The following is a 16,209-nucleotide window of genomic DNA, read 5'->3' on the forward strand; positions in this document are numbered from 1 at the left end:
TAATAACAAGCACTTAAAAAACAAGCTATTGTTGCTTAAACAATACCGCCAACTTGTAAGCAGTTAAGGCACATATATTGCAGGATGTTTAATTGTGATTCCGACATACTTGAAGCTGACGATGAACAAAGACTCTGATTACATACAGGCTGCACCCGCCAAGAACAATGCAACTGAAATCCCTGTGCTGCTGCGCCAGATTAAAGATAATTCAGCCTCCATCTTGCTAGCGCATCTGGAAAATCTGTTTAGTTCCTGCGATGACCTGTTTTTTGATTTATCCAGCCGAGCAGCCACCAATAGCGAGCAAAATCTCTACTTTGAGTCCATGCGTGAAGTCAGGCTTAAAAAGCACGGAGTGATAGCGGCCTTCAAGAGTGAAATAGAAACCGGCTTCCACCAGATTGCCAGTGCCGCCCAAACCAGCACCCCATCCTCCGACCTCGATAACATCGCCGATGACCACACCAGCCTTAGTTTGGTACAAAACGATATTCTGGAACAGGATGTCGCCATTGCCAGTATGGTCAGCAAGGCTCGGGTTAATTGCCAGGAAAGCCTCTATCACTTGAACCTGAGGTTTGATTACCTCATGCCTAACACGGCCATTACTGATCAAAACAACCCGATGGATCCCCAGCAAATTTGCCGCTATTTTGCCGATGCCTGCAAAATGCTGGACCTGAATATTAAAGCTAGAATCATCCTGTTTAAGCAGTTTGATCGCCTGTTAATTTCAAAACTGGCAACGGTTTATTCATCGGCCAACAACCTGCTGGTAGAAGCCGGCGTGCTGCCCAATACTCGCAGCTACGCCAACAACAAGAACCAAGGCAACAGCGAAACACCGGCGCAAAGATCCACCGGCACACAGCAAAATCAAAATATTGAATTCGAGTTTGCCGAGCTTAGTAACTTACTGTCATCACTAAGGCAGCAAAACCCGGCTGCTATCGAAAGCCTGATTCCAAACTACACCGCCTATTCCAGAAACACTGGCCCGACAGTCTCTAACGATGACCTGCTACAACTGCTAACTACGATTCAGCAAACTATTGCGCCACCACCAGCCAACAAAGAACTGCAGCTGGCTGAAAGCCTGAGGCAGGTTATTGGCTCCATTCTGTCTGAAGCCGGCGATGCTCCCGATAAAGCCCTGCAACAACCCGATGATGATGTGATCAATCTGGTGGCCATGTTTTTTGACTTTGTGCTGGATGACAACAACTTACCTGTGGCTGTACAAGCACTGATAAGCCGCCTGCAAATCCCTATTTTAAAAGTCGCCTTAAACGACAAGAAGTTTTTCAGCAAAAGTTCGCACCCTGCACGCCGCTTAATTAATGCGATTGCAGAAGCCAGTATTGGCTGGGATGAATCCAGCCAACTACAGCGCGATCGCCTGTTCTCATTGATGACCGCCATTACCCAGGACATCAATGAAAACTACAACAACAGCGACCAGATATTTATTGATAAGCTGAACGAACTGGAGAAGTTTATCCAGCAGACCGAGCACAAATCCGCACTTATTGAAAAGCGCATCGGTCAGGCAGCAGAGGGACAGGCCCGCACAAAACTGGCCAGGCTGATGTCACAAAAAGTGATGTTTGAAAAACTTGAAACGGCCGAATTGCCGGAAAAGATCAGTGATTTTTTAACCAGGCACTGGCTTAATCTGCTGATTATGTCTCACCTGAAGCATGGTGAAGAAAGCTCGGAATGGATTGATGCCACCCAACTAATTGATGACCTTATTTGGGCCAGCCAGGCACACAATGATGCCAAATCACAAAGCCGCTACCAAAAAATCAAACCCGGCCTGTTAAATCGTATCAACGAAGGCATGACCCAGATTGCAGCTACTCGAGAAGCCGCTGAAGATTGCATTAACAGCCTGGAGAAAACCCTGGATGAGCTTCACACCTCCGGGCATAGCGACATCCAAATGAGACCGCTAAGCACCAGCCAGGCAGAAGTCCTTGGGCATACACCGGGTAGTGGCAGCAAAAGCTGGCAGCAAATGACCGGCGTAGAGCGCCAGCAAGCTCGCTACAAACAACTAACTTATGAGTATATTCGCAAAGCCGAACAACTCCCTTTACAGACCTGGCTCTCTTTTGAAGATGCCAAGACCGGTAAAGTAACTCGCTGTAAACTGGCCTCCAGAATTGAATCCTCAGACAGCTATGTGTTTGTTAATCGCTTTGGCTTTAAAGCCATAGAGAGACTGCGCAAAGATTTCGCCTGTGATATGCAGGCCGGACGCATTACCATCCTGGAAAGGGGCAATCTCTTTGACCGGGCCATGGGTAACGTCCTAAATAGCTTAAATAACAATCAATCAACCAAGGCAAGCTGAGTTTAGGCCGCTTTTCTATTCATAAAAGTACCATTTCCCTTCACCAAAACAGCAATATCACCCCGAACAGCTATACTTGAGGCTGTAACTTTATCGAACCCTCTCCCCAGACACATAATAAGCAACCACTATGCAGGAAAACCACATAGCCTATATTAGCTACTCCGCAGGTAGCGTCGCATTCGCATTACTGACCGTCGCTTTTGTTTATTCATGGAGGATAAAACTTACTCACTACTCACTCATTATTGCCAGCACCATCACCGCACTCTGGAATCTGGCCATAGCCGCCAACTACCAGTATGTTAGCCTTGAGCGAGAATACCTGCTAATGCTGGAAACCCTGCGTTATGGTGCCTGGATAGCCGCATTGCTAGCCTCACTACAGCACACCCTGGGGCAAAAACTGGAAGCGAAGCTCCGATATTCCATCAATGGGCTCTGGCTGATTAGCCTCTTCTTAATCATCGGCCTAAGTGCCGCCCACCACCCCTTGATTCAGGACAGCAACCTGCTGATCTGGAATAGCCTGATTCTCTCTATTGCCGGCCTTGTTACAGTTGAGCAGCTTTACAGAAATACCAGCCAGCAACGGTTAATGAAGCTAATCAGTGTGGCTATCGGTGCACTGTTCGCCTACGACATTTACCTGTTTTCATACAGCTTGATTTTCAACCAAATAGATGTGGGGCTTTGGCAATCAAGGGGAGCCGTTAATGGGCTGGCGGCACTGGCCCTGTGCCTGGGCTCATTGGCCCTGACATCACAGAAGTCAGAACGCTCGGTACTCTCAGTATCTCGCCCTGTTGCCTTCTATACCACCAGCATGTCAGTGGCTGGCAGCTTCCTTGCGCTGATTGCCGTCGGTGGTTACTACGTCCAGCTTTATGGCGGCCGCTGGGGAAGCGTGGTTCAGGTGGCCATCTTGTTTGGTGCACTGTTTACCACTGTTATCCTGTTCGTCTCAAGCACCATCCGCTCACGTATCAATGTCTGGATCAGCAAGCACTTTTTTCGTCACAAATACGACTACCGGGCGGAGTGGTTGGGCCTGATTAGCTCACTCACACAATCTACAGCTCAAGACAACTTTCACGAACGAGCTATTAACATGGTGGCCTCTATTTTTAAAAGTGAAGGGGGCGCCCTTTGGCTGGAAAGCCAGCGCGCCTACCGGCCCGTGCAAACCCACAATATGGAAAATATCTCACCGGAAATGACAGAAGAACTCAACACCCCCTTCTGCCAACTAATGATTGAAAAGGAATGGGTATTTTCTCCCCACGGCACTGGCAAAGCATCAATGGGCACTGCCAATAGCCAACTGCCCCCATGGATTTATGACATTCCCGATTTATGGCTGGTGCTGCCGCTACTTACCGAAACCAGGCTATTAGGGTTTATTGCACTTAAAGAGCCCAAACACGACACCTCCCTGACCTGGGAAGACCTGGATCTGCTAAAAACCGTAGGGCGACAGGTGGCCAGCTACCTTGACCGCCACGAGGCTGCTGAACAACTAGCCCGCTCAAAACAATTTGATGCCTTTAACAAACTCACCGCCTTCATCATGCACGACCTTAAAAACCTGATCGCACAACAGGGACTGGTGGTAGAAAATGCCGCCAGGCACAAAGAGAACCCAGCCTTTGTCGAAGATGCCATCAAAACCATTGATAACTCCGTCGGTAGAATGAGCAACCTGCTGCGCAAGCTGCAACAACAGGAAGCCAGTGAAGTTAAAAGCCTGGAGCTGCACAAAGTGTTAATGGAGGCCGCTAAAAAATGCCAGGACCATAAGCCCTCTGCTTCATTGCGACTAGAGAGTAAAGATATAAAAGTCGTGGCTGACCAGGACCTATTAATTATGGTCTTAGCCAATATTATTAAAAATGGACAAGAAGCCACACAGAACTCAGGTTTTGTGGATGTCACTTTACGCCAAGAGGGAAAAAATGCCATTATAACCATCGAAGATAATGGCTCAGGCATGGAAGAAGACTTTATCCGTCATCGCCTGTTTAAACCCTTTGATACAACCAAATCAGGAAAAGGCATGGGTATTGGTGTTTACCAGACCCAGGAATTTATCGTCGATATGGGTGGCAATATTAATGTCGAAAGTACACCCGGCGAAGGTTCTACATTCACCATCTCCATTCCCGCTAACGCCCTATAAATGACCCAGAAAAATTTATGAGCAAAGACACCGAAAAAACACTGCTAATCGTTGAAGATGATGCAGGACTACAAAGCCAACTCCGCTGGCACTTCGACAAGTACAACGTAATTATTGCCGGCGACCGGCAAGCAGCCATCGCCGCAGTACGCCAACACGAGCCCGCCGTTATATTGCAGGACCTTGGCCTACCGCCGGATGAAGAAGGCGTAGAAGAAGGCTTTAAAACCGTTCAAGAGGTCAGCAGCCTCTCTCCATCGTCAAAAATCATTGTTGTTACCGGCAACCACGATTACGAAAATGCGGTAAGAGCGGTAGCTCTGGGTGCTTATGATTTTTATCAAAAGCCGATCAATACCGAAACACTGGACCTGATTGTACAGCGCGCCTACCAGATGTTCGCACTGGAAGAGCAAAACAGAAAACTCCACAATCAGCAGACATCCCCCCTTAACGGCGTTATCGCGTCAGACCCGCAAATGTTACGTATTTGCGGCACCATTGAAAAAGTAGCCCCCACAACAGTCACCACAACACTACTCGGTGAAAGCGGAACCGGTAAAGAAGTCTTCGCCAAAGCTATCCATACTATTAGCCCACGAAAAGACAACCGCTTTGTTGCGATTAACTGCGCCGCTGTTCCTGAAAACCTGATGGAAAGCGAATTATTCGGTTATGAAAAAGGCGCATTTACCGGTGCCAACAAACAAACCATCGGCAAAGTCGAAGTCGCCCAGGAAGGCACGCTCTTTCTCGACGAGATTGGCGATATGCCACTGCCACTGCAAGCTAAATTACTGCGCTTTTTACAAGAGCGAGTCATTGAGCGAGTGGGTGGGCGAGCAGAAATCCCGGTCGATGTTAGAGTCGTTTGCGCTACCAATAAAAACCTGGAAGACATGGTCGCCGAAGGCACCTTCCGGGAAGATTTGTATTACCGAATTTGTGAAATGGTCATTAACATTCCGCCACTGCGGGAAAGAGAGGGCGATAAAATTCTATTAGCCCGACACTTCCTTGAAACCATGACCGCCGACCAAAAAAGCAAAGTGACCAGCTTCTCTACTGAGGCCACTCAAGCTATAGAATCCTACCCCTGGCCGGGCAACATCCGTGAGATGGAAAATAAAATCAAGCGCGCCGTTATTATGTGTGACACCAAACATATCACCCCGGATGATTTAAGCATTAGCAAGGTAGAAAATTTCTCAATCAACCTGCGCCAGGTTCGCCAGGAAGCAGAAAAAAGCGCCATTAATCGAGCACTTTCAATGACCGACGGAAATTATTCAGCCGCGGCAAAACTACTTGGCGTCACACGGCCCACACTCTATGACCTGGTAAAAAAATATGACCTCACAGATTAATAACCACTGAACCAAAATATGACAGAACCAAAAAATGACATCTGTTTTTAGTAACAGACAAGAGCAAACAGGATTGCGGAGAATACCAGACCATGAAAATACCAAACTTCAGAGTCAGCGCCAAAAATATAGTCTACACAGCATTACTTTCAGCCAGCCTGATCATCATCGGTTGTGGCGACCAGACAGCAGACAATGCCAAACAAGCAGAAATTCACCAAAAAACAGCTGCCTCCTATATTCAACAAGGTCAGTACCGTGCAGCTATTATCGAAGCGCGCAATGTCATTAAATACTCCCCCGATTCAGTACAAGGCCATCTGCTACTGGCCAGCATCTACAACAAACTAGGCAATAGCTTTGGCACCATCAATATTCTGGAACCTCTTCTGACCGACAACGCCAAAGACATTAGCCTGCCATTAGCAACAGCCTATGCAGCCGTCGGCAAATACCAATCGGCAATCAACACGCTAAAAAATATTGACCAACAATCAACAGCAGCCCAGCTAATTCAAGCCCGTATTGAAGCAGGCCTAAAGAACACTAAAGAAGCCGAACAAATTTATACTGACCTGCTAGCCAAGGACGCAGGCAATGCAGCGATAACGATTGAATTAATCAAACTGCAGCTACAAAGCGGCGAACAGCAAAAAGCGATATCAACACTTAATACATTACTTCAACAACGGCCCAACAACCCGCAAGCCCTGTTTTTGAAAGCGCAAGCCGCTTATTTCAGTAATGACCTGAACAGTGCCGAAGACTACCTGACACAGGCACTGCAAAACTTACGCGAAACAGACCTGATGGAGCCTCTTAAAGGTAAAGTGCTATCACAACTGGCGCAAACCCTTACTGAACTTGGTCGCACCAGTGAAAGCCTGATCTACACCAAACTTCTCGCCGAAGCCAACCCGGAAGCCCATAAAGCCAGGCAGCAATTTAATGAAGCCTTAGGCCTCTACCAGTCAGGCGAAGTAGAAAAAGCAGAAGAACTGCTGATCAAAATTTATCAAGACTACCCCAGCAACAATATCAGCGGCATGCTACTGGGGATGATTAACCTGCAACAAGGAGACATAGAAGAAGCCGGGGAATTACTCGAAGACAATATTGATGCCGAAACCTCAAGCAGCCAAGTCATTAGCTCAACGGCCCTCACCCAACTGCGCCTCAACAAACCGGAAAAAGCCGTAGCATTACTGGAAAAAGCCCTGCTGTCCCGCCCTGAAGATGCCAGCATTCAAGCCGTTTACGGACTGGCACTGTTAAATATCGATAACACCGACACCCGCGCAGCACTGGCACTACAAAAAGCCCTGGCCATCGATCCCAGCCGGCATAAATTACACACCATTTTGGCGAGCCATTTTTTAGCCCTGGGGAAAAACCAACAGGCCTATGCTCAATATAATACAGCTCTGGGAAAAGTCCCTGCAGACAGAACTGTCCGAGATAGCTATCTTCGCGCACTACTGCAAAACGGTGAGCAAGAGAAAGCCCTGCAATTAGTAAACAGTTTTATCCAACAGTCCCCTGAAGACCCCAGCGTATACCTGCAAGCCACCGGTGTTCACCTCGCCAACAAAGACCAGGCCGCCGCTGAAAAAAGCCTCAACAAAACCCTTAGCCTGGCCCCCAATAACGTTCCCGCCTTATTGGGTCTTGGCCGGCTACAATTAATCAATCAACAATGGTCTAAAAGCACTGAAAGCTTTCGCAAAGCCGTCGCTGAAAACCCCAGCGCCGCTGGCTACAAAGGACTGATTACTGCCCAGCAGGCGCAAAAGCAAGGCGACAAAATCATCAGCGAACTAACCGCCGAAGCTACAACCACACCAGACAATGCCATCTTGCACACCGTATTAGCAGAGTATTTCGCCCGGGAAAACCAGGCAGACATGGCATTGAAATATGCCGACAGTGCCATCGCCACAAAACCTGTTTCCAACTATGCCAGCAATACGGCCATTACCATTTATAGAAGCCTGTCAAAACGCCTGCTAGCCAGCGGTGATATTGATAGGGCACGCAAGCGGCTGGCAGCAGCCCTTGAACTGGCCCCGAGTAACAATGCACTGCTCGGCGACCTTATTGACCTTGAACTACAAAGTAAAAACTACAGCGAAGCTACAAACATTGCCGACCAAATAGAACTTGCAGAGCAAGGAGAATTGGCAGGCAAATATTTCAAGGGCAAAATATTTGTCGCGCAGCAGCAGTGGCCTGAAGCTATCAGCAACCTTAAGGCTGCCTGGGAAATATCCCCCACTGATCGAGTCGGCTCACTGTATTACCGCACACTCAAAAAGGCCGGCGATCAAGAGCAAGCCAGCAAGCTGCTAGACAGCTGGATTAATGCACTGCCCCAGTCATCCACACCCTTAACCTTTAAAGCCTTAGAACTTCATCAAAAAGACAGCCATAAGGCGGCTGCCGACTATTACAACCAAGCCATCAGCCTGAACCCTTCAGACGCTATGGCCCTTAACAACCTGGCTTGGCTGTATTTCGAAACTGACAACCCTGCAGCATTAGAAACCGCCCGCAAAGCGACGACACTGGCCCCTGGCAACCCAGCGATTTTAGACACCTACGGCTGGATTGAGGTCAATAAAGGAGACAAAGCAAAAGGCCTGGCTGCGCTGAAAAAAGCTGCGGAGTTGGCGCCAGGTAACCAGGAAATTAGTGATCATTACCAAAGTGCAAAGAGCTTATAAAACGCCTGGGCCAAAGCACGTAATCCAACCTTCAATTCCGGCAGTTCTCCACCGCAAAAAGCTGTCGGAATAGCTTACAAATCCCCCTCCAACCGCCAATACCAAAAATGGTATTTTTAAACATTATCAACACGTTAAAAAAACTGGCACCATTCATGCTTAGTGTGAATAGTTACATTTATATTATCTTTGGATCTCACATCTACTTAAAAGGACAGGACAATGAAGTCTATTAAATTCATCGGTGCAGCAGCACTACTAGTATCACTCTCAATTAGCGCTACTGCCGGTTTATTAAAAACCGATGGTGGTGTAGAACTTGAAATATTCAGCACTAACGACATAATCCCCAACGGCTCTGGTGAAGAGTATAACATTGGCGCAAACGTGACTTATGACGGTTTTTTCACATTAGCCAAGTATACCTTTCTCGGTAAAGAAGCAGGTTTCATTAATCAATTCAACGTTGGTAGCGAACAGCTTAAAAATACCGATGCGGTTGGTTCAAGCTTTACGGTAAGCAACCTGGGCGCACCATTAGGCGTAGACCAGGTCTTGGATTTTAACTTCTATTCAGAGAACGTAAGTGCAGGCGTTACCAATGGTGCCAACAACCCTCTTGGCTCACCGCAGTCGTTCGCAGTTATTCTTGATTACACCCTCAACGGTAACTTTTATGATGCCGTCTTATTGTTTGATGACTCTGGTGCCGACCAGGACGACAACCATGACGATATGATCGTTGGTGTTAATGTGTATGTTCCAGAACCTGGTTCATTAGCGCTACTGGGTCTTGGCCTGGCTGGCTTAGGCATTAGCCGTCGCCAGAAGTAATAGCGATTAGTGTAAAAAAAGCGAGCTAAGCTCGCTTTTTTTATACCTTTTAATTCTAAAGACATCCACTCAATATTTTATTTCAAACATTCAATACCTTCGCTATACACTTGAACCATCGCTTGCGCGTTACCTCTGGCGGAATACTTCAAAGGTAAAACCAAATCCTCGCGCCCAGCGCTATCCAGCAAACTCAAAACAGCCTCAACATAAGCCTCATACCTATGCCGACTCACCAAGGCACAACCATCTACCCCAGATAACAACGGCACCAAACCACCCACTGCATGAGCCACAATAGGCACCCCTAGCGCTAATGACTCCAGGGCAGTCATAGGCAGCCCCTCATGATCAGAGCACATCACCAATACATCCAGGCCCTTAATGATTTTAGCAACATCGCCTCGGTGGCCATAAAAAATTACCTTTCCTTCCAGGCCAGCATTTGTAGCCTGACTCTTTAACATTTCCAGCAAGGGGCCATCTCCAACAATATGAAAACGGTACTCACTGCCCCCGGATTCAATCAAGGTTTTTGCCATCGCAAGAAATATGTCGACTCTTTTTACAGCCACTAATCGACCAACCATTCCAATATGCTTTACCCTAGAATCACCCTCAAAACCTGCATCATCAAAACCCAGACTTTGCACGCTACCCAGGGCAGCCTCATCAACACCATTGAGCACCACCCTTATATGCTCCGGCGGATATTTATCACTAAGCTGGTCCGCCAAAGGCTGTGATACTGCAATCACATGGCTCTGCAAATAACGCCCAACCCACTGGTCCAACCGGCTAATAAACCACTTGGCGGTTTGCTTATAAAAGGAGTAACTAAATTCAGGCGCACCATGCACCGTTCTCAGACTATAGGCTCTAACCGAAAAGTGATTAGCCAGTGCACCCAGGATATTTTCTTTAAGGCGATGGGTATGGATAATGTGAGGCTGAATCTGACCCATAAGGCCCTGCAGGTGCCTAAAGATTTGCCAGCTACTATGTTGAGACTCCTCAATAACGAACACTGAGACCCCAGTGTCGCGTAGACGCCGCGCCAACTCATCCTCATTCATCAAGACCACATAAAGCTCATTACCCTCCATAGCGGCCAGTGTCTTCACCAAGGTAAAAAGCTGCACCTCAGCACCGGCCCACAAATCACCCGAAGCGATATGCATAATGCGCATCACCTGATTAGTAGAAGACAAAGAAGGCACTTCCATTTACACTGCTACCCAGTTGTTTATTAAAAATAACGACTCTAAAATTAACCACTGCCCATGTAGGCTACCAATAAGGATAACGGTTCTTAGCATGCTTGTAACATTATTTTGGCTGCTCGCCTTTTGCGCGCTTTATAGCTACTTTATTTACCCTGCTATTTTATGGTGTCTTGCCAAGGGAAAAACTGACCCCGAACTTTCCACCACCACCACAACACCCAGCCTAAGTCTTATCATTACCGCCTATAACGAAGCGGGCCGTATTAAGAGCAAAATCGACAACACACTTATACTCAAGGCCAGCAACCCCGAGCTAGAAATTATTATTGCCTCCGACTGCTCCGATGACGACACTGACAATATCGTTAATGAGTATGCCGACCAGGGCATAAAACTTGTAAGAGCACCGGAACGGCTGGGCAAAGAACACGCTCAACTTTGCGCGATTAAAGAGGCCACAGGGGAAGTACTAATATTCTCTGATGTAGCCACACAAATACCTGAAGACGCCATCAGCAATCTTAGCCGCTACTTTAGCGACCCTACCATTGGATCCGTCTCAAGCGAAGACCGCTTTATCAGTAATCATGGTGAAATAGCCGGCGAAGGGGCCTATGTGCGTTATGAAATGTGGCTGCGCAGCCTGGAATCAAAAGTGGGTGGACTGGTCGGCCTAAGCGGATCATTTTTTGCCGCCCGCAAAGAAATCTGCCAGAGCTGGGATATTCACTCACCCAGCGATTTTAATACCGCATTGAATACCGCCAGCCATGAATTAAGGGCAATAACAGCCCCAGATGTATTGGGCCACTACCAGGACTTAAGCGACCCCAGCAAAGAGTATGCAAGAAAAACACGCACCATCATTCGTGGCCTAACCTCACTAAGCCGTCATCCGCAGGCTCTAAACCCTTTCAAGCATGGTTTATTTGCCTTTCAGGTCATTAGCCATAAACTAATGCGCTGGTTAGAGCCCTGGTTTTTGATAGCCTTACTGGCGGTTAATTTTATGCTAGCCAGCCATCATGACTTTTTTACTGTCACATTACTCCTGCAGTGCCTATTTTACAGCCTGGCCTTATCAGCCCATTATTCTGAAAAAGTTAAAAACAATACTGTTGCAAAACTAGTCTACTTTTTTGTGCAAGTTAATATGGCTATCTTTGATGCTAGCTGCCAATTTTTAGCAGGTAAACGGATGAGCGTATGGCAACCTTCCGCTCGTTAATTCGCGGCATCATTCACGGAGATTTACCGCCTGTGGGTGAGAAAATTATTTGGCGAGGTAAACCCAAGCCACTGCCAACCTACGAAGGCTTCGACGCCTACTGGGTAGATTCCGGGACCTCAGCTTTAGCACTAACGATTATTGCTGCCAAACAATTACATCCTGAAGTAGAAAATCCTGAAGTTATTATCCCTGCCTATGGCTGCCCCGATCTGGTCGCCGCTGCTGTTTTTGCAAAAGTGCAGCCTGTATTAGTTGATATAGGTAAGGACGACCCAGGCTATGATTTGGACCAACTGGAAAACGCGATCAATGACAATACCATCGCCGTTATTGCCGTTAATTTTTTAGGCATAAGCGATAGACTCGCAGAAATAAAAGCTGTATTACCGAATAACATACTACTGATTGAAGACAATGCCCAATGTTATAAAGCCATCAGTATGCCCGATAAAATTATTGGTGACTTTGCCATAACGTCATTTGGAAGAGGAAAACCCGTTAGCCTGCTTGGCGGCGGCCTTGCACTAATAAAAACAACTTATAGAGGTAAAATAAACGTTACCAATATTATCAAAAAACCAAAAAGAAAAGCGGTAGCGACCATTACAAAAGCTATCATTTATAACCTGCTACTAACACCCCAGGTATACTGGCTGATCAATAGGCTACCCTTTCTAAAAGTAGGCGTGACCAAATATAAAGGGCTTGAAGAGATTATATCTTTAGACACTTACAAAGAAAAAATTATTACAGCGAATATAGATCAGCATCTAGCTTCTAAACAACATCCAGGCTACGAGCTGGCAAATGCTGCCAACCTTTCAAGCTTATACAAAGATCGACTAATACACCCTTTAAGAATCCCAATCCTTAATAACAACCAAAGCACACCACCAGAACACCAATTAAAAAACCTTGGAATAACTCAGCTATACAAAAAAAGTCTTATTAACATAGATAAAGTAGATAATATCGTTTCTCCCGGACAATATAAAAATGCAAGCGACATGGCAAAAAGAATATTAACCCTTCCATGCAATCATACGGTTAAAGATACTCACACCCTTGCCATAAAAGGGCTATTTAGCTGAGTCCGATTAACCCAAATTTCATTAAAAAGCTGCGCTAGAAAATGCACTTAACATTTCTTTCTTATAGCTTTCTTCAGAAAAAACCCTTACTGCCCGCTCACGTGCGTTTTCGCCAAACACATGATTATCATCTGCCAAAGTTCGCTGTTCCAATATATCAGCTAGCGACTCAAGGCTAGATGAATCAAAATACCAACCCGAATAACCATCCTCAACAACCTCAAGTAAACCGGTAGATGCAGAAACAATACTGGGGATTCCGCATACTGCGGCCTCAATGACAGATATCCCAAGCCCTTCCACATCCGAGGCCATAACAGAAAAGTCTGCGCCAACTAAAACATCATAAATGGAATCAATACGACCATGAAAAGTTACCCGTTCATCAATATTTAGCTCTTTCGATAATTCCAATAAAGGCTGCTGCTCCGTCCCGGTTCCTACAATATCTAAATGCAGCCTGCATCCCCGCCCCTTTAGCATAGCTACTGCCCTTAACAACCAATCGACTCGCTTATTAGACTCTAGCTGACCAACAAAACAAGCCCTGACCGCTGCTTCTTTTGCAAGACTCTGGTTTACAACAGGCATTTTGACGTTAACGCCATTGTAAATAACCTTGGATGCGATATCTGATGCCAAAAGGTCTGAAGCAGTATAACGACTAGGGCAAACGATAATATCAGCTCTTTTTAAACTCCAGCTTTTATAATAAAGAGTTGTGCAAGGGTGATGGAAGTGAGAAAAAACAGTTACATTCAACTTCAAAAAACGTCTGGCATGAACAGCCAATTGAGTTGGGGCACCTCCAGATGCATAGATAGCATCAATACTATTAGCCCTGCAAAAATTGGCCAACTTAACTACATCAATCAAGTGTTTTAAATAGGGTTGTGACCAGAACCGCTTACTATAGATTACATCGGCAACCGGCATCTCCATAGTATGGCTTTCTTCAATACCTATGGATTGATTTAAAAAATTAAGGTTATTGCAAATCAAATATAATCTAGCACCGGCCCCTTTTAAAGCCTCAGAAAATTGAATCAGACAGACTTCAGTTCCTCGAATATGCTGGCCGCCACGATGTAACAATAATATTCGCTGGCCTTTTAAATTATCATGTGATCCTTCATGTTTCAAAAAAGACATCCTTAACCCTCAATCATCATCACTACTAATGATCTCAATAATTTGGGTGGTAGAAACTGAGGGGGTACGCTCCAGATAAACAACCTCACAGATATCTTTAAATTCATCGAACCGCCCTTTCCAATCATCCCCCATTACTAAAATATCAGCATCATATTTTAAGATATACTCTCGTTTTTTTTCTAAAGACTCTTCATAAAAGCAGTAATTGACATATCTTAAGCCATTAACAATCTTCATCCTGTCACGCTGTTTATAGACTGGGTAACGCTGTTTTTTACTAAAATTTAGTTCATCAGTTGATACACCTACAATCAAGGTATCGCCTAGCGCTGAGGCTCTTTGTAAAATATTGACATGCCCAACATGAAACACATCAAATGTTCCAAATGTAATAACTGTTTTCAAAGCAAAACTCCTTTTGTGTAGATAGCTATTTTAATTTAGCGCCTTAATTTTATTAACGACATTAAGCGCACAACTGTCAGCATGCTGATGAAATAAGGATTTAACCCTATGATATCTAGCTCTATCCTTAACGCCCTCAGTAATTGCGGACTCAATATCAGTCAATAACTGCTTAAATCCTATTGCAGGGTCACAAACAAACGCCTCCACCAGCTCATATAAAAAACCACGTTCATTGATATAACGGTCAATATCATAGGTAAAGTAAACAATCGGTCTATCAGTGATCAAATAATCAATGTAAATACTAGAATAATCCGTAATTAAAGCACCCGCTTCTTTAAGCAAAAGATTAGCATCAGGGACATCGTTCACATAAATAATATTATTTAATGCGCCAACATCTTGATAATCTACTTTAGACCTAACATTTGCGTGACCTCTAATAGCTAAAACAGCATTATGTCTCGCCAATAGAGCATCCAGTTCGCTCTGCTCCTCTGCTGAAAACTGGTAGACATTCTCGACACTATCCCTCCAGGTTGGTGCATATAAGATTAGAAAACGACCTGCGACCTGGTCTCTTATTTTCTCCAATTCAGTGTAGTAATCATTTGGTAACTGTTCGTCAGTGGCCAGAATAAAGTCATTTCGTGGCAAACCTGTTTGCCAGACCCTATCTATTGAAAGTGGATCAAAGGCCTGCTGCATAAATTCCTGATCAGAAGGAGAAGAACATACGGTTGCCGAATACTTTTTTGTTTCCTCCTCCCAAAATTTCTCAGGTGGAAACAGCTTACCTATTCGCTTTAGTGGTATGCCATGCCACAACTGGATAATTTGGTGCTTGTTACCGACCAAGGCATGAAAATTTGTAAACCCTCTTAATGAAGTCCCCATTAAGTAAACTTTAGCCACTGACAGATAAAACACACCTGACAGCGAAACCTCTTGAACAAACCTGATATTGACGCCTTCAACTTGCCACTCTGGCTTTTTTTGGCCCTGAAGCAAAATGATCTTAATTATCTCAGGGTCATCTTTTACAGCCTCAAATACAGCCCGTAAATTATCCATCGTATGGGGGTAATTTTTCCAAGTAGAAAAACACCAGATATTACTGGATTTAGGGCACAACCGCTCCATCACATAAAACCCCATATAAGCAACATAATACTTAATGGCACTTCTGGTCTTTTTAACTAAATCTTTCATTAGAGGCCTTAACGGTTTGTCAGAGCTCAGCCTAGTGATTGTATTAGTTTTATACAATATAGCCGCTGCTCACTGAATAAGAGGCTATATTACAATATACCGACCAAACAACCTAAGAAACACTTATCATCACCTCAATAAATATCGTCATATATCTGGCTTTCTTATCTATGACTTTTGTATGAACAATGCCCAATACCCCAGTTTAGTTGCGATTTTTTATTATTCATTCGATAATCCTAGTAACCAAATATCACAACCAAACCAGAGCCCCTAAAATAATGTCAAAACCGGATTTTTTATGTATTGGCACCCAAAAAAGCGGCACCACCTGGCTATATGAAAACCTTGCAAAACACCATCAAGTTTGGTCCCCGCCCATTAAAGAATTCCACTATTTCAACCGCGTATGTATGAATGA

The 16,209-nt window shown here is 45.3% G+C and carries 12 protein-coding genes; 8 read left to right on the forward strand and 4 right to left on the reverse strand.

Translation table 11 applies throughout. The features are described from left to right. The first annotated feature begins 121 nt into the window (after positions 1-121). The 5 genes from P8H32_RS09460 to P8H32_RS09480 all read left to right on the forward strand — a co-directional run bounded on the left by P8H32_RS09460 (position 122) and on the right by P8H32_RS09480 (position 9,465). Positions 122-2,362, forward strand: coding sequence for a DUF1631 domain-containing protein (locus P8H32_RS09460; RefSeq protein ID WP_301089263.1), 2,241 nt, complete (start codon positions 122-124; stop codon positions 2,360-2,362). Between the two features lie 130 nt (positions 2,363-2,492). Further along, positions 2,493-4,541, forward strand: coding sequence for an XrtA/PEP-CTERM system histidine kinase PrsK (prsK, locus tag P8H32_RS09465; RefSeq protein WP_297293123.1), 2,049 nt, complete (start codon positions 2,493-2,495; stop codon positions 4,539-4,541). Between the two features lie 17 nt (positions 4,542-4,558). Then, on the forward strand, positions 4,559-5,908 hold the full coding sequence (gene prsR / locus P8H32_RS09470) for a PEP-CTERM-box response regulator transcription factor (protein WP_297293124.1): 1,350 nt from the start codon (positions 4,559-4,561) through the stop codon (positions 5,906-5,908). A 92-nt stretch (positions 5,909-6,000) separates the two neighbouring features. Further along, positions 6,001-8,631, forward strand: a complete 2,631-nt coding sequence (locus P8H32_RS09475) for a tetratricopeptide repeat protein (RefSeq protein WP_301089264.1) — start codon at positions 6,001-6,003, stop codon at positions 8,629-8,631. Between the two features lie 222 nt (positions 8,632-8,853). Continuing rightward, the gene (locus P8H32_RS09480; protein ID WP_297293126.1) at positions 8,854-9,465 is read left to right on the forward strand and encodes a PEP-CTERM sorting domain-containing protein; all 612 of its coding nucleotides are present in this window, start codon (positions 8,854-8,856) and stop codon (positions 9,463-9,465) included. A 77-nt stretch (positions 9,466-9,542) separates the two neighbouring features. On the opposite strand, the gene P8H32_RS09485 is transcribed toward P8H32_RS09480, so the two are convergent. Then, positions 9,543-10,691, reverse strand: coding sequence for a glycosyltransferase (locus tag P8H32_RS09485; protein ID WP_301089265.1), 1,149 nt, complete (start codon positions 10,689-10,691; stop codon positions 9,543-9,545). Between the two features lie 91 nt (positions 10,692-10,782). On the opposite strand from P8H32_RS09485, the gene P8H32_RS09490 reads away from it, so the two are divergent. Both P8H32_RS09490 and P8H32_RS09495 read left to right on the forward strand, forming a co-directional pair. Beyond that, entirely contained in the window at positions 10,783-11,919 is a 1,137-nt protein-coding gene (locus P8H32_RS09490; RefSeq protein ID WP_301089266.1) for a glycosyltransferase, read from the forward strand. Then, positions 11,898-13,013 (forward strand): DegT/DnrJ/EryC1/StrS family aminotransferase, encoded by a 1,116-nt coding sequence (locus P8H32_RS09495; protein WP_301089267.1) that lies wholly within the window; start codon positions 11,898-11,900, stop codon positions 13,011-13,013. The genes P8H32_RS09490 and P8H32_RS09495 overlap by 22 nt, the downstream gene beginning before the upstream one ends. A 21-nt stretch (positions 13,014-13,034) precedes the next feature. Here P8H32_RS09495 and P8H32_RS09500 read toward each other — a convergent pair whose 3' ends face one another. Genes P8H32_RS09500 through P8H32_RS09510 form a run of 3 tightly spaced genes read right to left on the reverse strand, consistent with a single transcriptional unit; the run spans position 13,035 to position 15,788 of the window. Next, the gene (locus tag P8H32_RS09500) at positions 13,035-14,165 is read right to left on the reverse strand and encodes a glycosyltransferase family 4 protein (protein ID WP_301089268.1); all 1,131 of its coding nucleotides are present in this window, start codon (positions 14,163-14,165) and stop codon (positions 13,035-13,037) included. A gap of 9 nt (positions 14,166-14,174) precedes the next feature. Next, positions 14,175-14,573 carry an adenylyltransferase/cytidyltransferase family protein gene (locus tag P8H32_RS09505; protein ID WP_301089269.1) on the reverse strand — a complete coding sequence of 133 codons (399 nt, stop codon included), beginning with the start codon at positions 14,571-14,573 and terminating at the stop codon, positions 14,175-14,177. A 30-nt stretch (positions 14,574-14,603) separates the two neighbouring features. Beyond that, on the reverse strand, positions 14,604-15,788 hold the full coding sequence (locus tag P8H32_RS09510) for a CDP-glycerol glycerophosphotransferase family protein (protein ID WP_301089270.1): 1,185 nt from the start codon (positions 15,786-15,788) through the stop codon (positions 14,604-14,606). A gap of 281 nt (positions 15,789-16,069) precedes the next feature. Here P8H32_RS09510 and P8H32_RS11165 point away from each other — a divergent pair. Further along, on the forward strand, positions 16,070-16,209 hold a 140-nt coding region (locus P8H32_RS11165; protein ID WP_367279189.1), incomplete at its 3' end, for a sulfotransferase domain-containing protein.

Origin of the sequence: Oceanicoccus sp. (assembly GCF_029238675.1) — a bacterium.
GTDB lineage: Bacteria > Pseudomonadota > Gammaproteobacteria > Pseudomonadales > Dasaniaceae > Oceanicoccus.